Genomic DNA, 1,469 nt, shown 5'->3' with positions numbered 1-1,469 from the left:
GTTCTTCTGACCACTTTCGCCACGACGAAGCCTTCTCTCGTTGTTACAGAAGCTCAAAGCATACCCTCGAAACGACATCATTTCGAGGCCGCGCCCATCGAATCGACTGGTACCTTAGCTGACGAGTGATATCGAACTCGACCGAATCCCGCGTGCCGAATGGATGATTAACGCTATGCGGCCTAACACCGATCTTGGAACATCATCCTCGCGGATTTCGTTAACTTGGTCGAAGGATTCGCACCGCATTTTCCTTCTACCCCGGAATAGGTCGCCTTAGGGGCATTGTCAGAGGGATGGAGGCAGGACTTACCCTATCGCTGACAAGTGCGGAGCAAACGCTCGCACGTCCGCACTCGGGGTGGACGCGGCGGAGAAGGGGTTCCTCTGGTTCCGAGGCCACGTAGCCGAGCCACCGAGCGCCTCACATGCTCCGCCACGCGATTCATCGCCAGGGCAATGCGCCTGCACGTAGTGTTGCAGCGAAGCCTCTTGGGAGGGCGAGGCCAACCGACAAGGATCTATCGCTGACACTGGCCGAGTCCCCCACAAACGCAGTAGCCCCAAGGGATTTCACACGGGGCGAAGCAGCACTCAAACTGAAATCTCGCCACTCCTTGAGGCTGCCGGGTTCGGTACCTAGAAGCCCGCAGCCACCGAAACCGATCAATTAGGACCAGGAGCGTAAGGAACGATTCACTAACAAGTTATGCATCTTGACTGATTATGACCCCATCGAAAAGTGGGGCACCAGATGCTGGCAAGGCGGCTGCGTTGATGCGAGCATGGCCAAGTCCCCTAAGCTGATGTCATCGAATCACCGTGAACGAGTTCCCAGGATATGACGCGGCGCATGAAGAGATGATGCGCCTGTATTGCCGCTCGCTGCCAGAAGACCATCGCCGTCGCTATGCGGCGGTGGAAGCATTGAAGATCGGCTATGGCGGCGTTGCGTATGTGGCGCGGATTCTGGGCATGAGCCGCACGACCATCAAAACCGGCATCCAGGAACTGGAGCAGATGAACGAGGGCGACCCTCAGAATCCGGCCCGTCCGAGTGGCAACGCCAAGCGGATCCGTCGTCCTGGTGGAGGACGACCGCCGATCATGGAGCGCATCGCACACTTGGAAACAGCCTTGAATGCGGTGCTTGAGGCTCACACGGCCGGCAGTCCGAGCGATGAACGGGTGCGCTGGAGCGATCTCACCCCGATGGAGGTGGCGCGGGCGCTGCTCGAACGGGGGATCCGGATCAGTCGCAACACCGCGGCGATGTTGCTTGAGGGGGCCGGTTTTCGCCGCCGGAAGCTGCGCAAGGAGTTGATCACCGGTGTCGTCGACTCGGTCGAGCGCGATGAGCAATTTCGCTCCATCGACAGGCCATGATCATAACCCTGGCCAAGACCGAGTGCGGATGTAGGTGATTAGGGTGACAAGAATTGGCAGGACCCTCTCCCGTGCGTACCCTT

The 1,469-nt window shown here is 59.0% G+C and carries 1 protein-coding gene; it reads left to right on the top strand.

Going from position 1 to position 1,469, the window contains the following annotated elements; genetic code table 11:
* Positions 1–822: 822 nt before the first annotated feature.
* The gene (locus D779_RS20170) at positions 823–1,386 is read left to right on the top strand and encodes an ISAzo13-like element transposase-related protein (protein ID WP_232424258.1); all 564 of its coding nucleotides are present in this window, start codon (positions 823–825) and stop codon (positions 1,384–1,386) included.
* Positions 1,387–1,469 lie beyond the last annotated feature (83 nt).

It is taken from the genome of Imhoffiella purpurea (genome assembly GCF_000585215.1).
In the GTDB taxonomy this organism is placed as follows: domain Bacteria; phylum Pseudomonadota; class Gammaproteobacteria; order Chromatiales; family Chromatiaceae; genus Imhoffiella; species Imhoffiella purpurea.
Note: the sequence above shows the minus strand (reverse complement) of the source record. Positions and strands in the feature narration are given on the sequence as shown.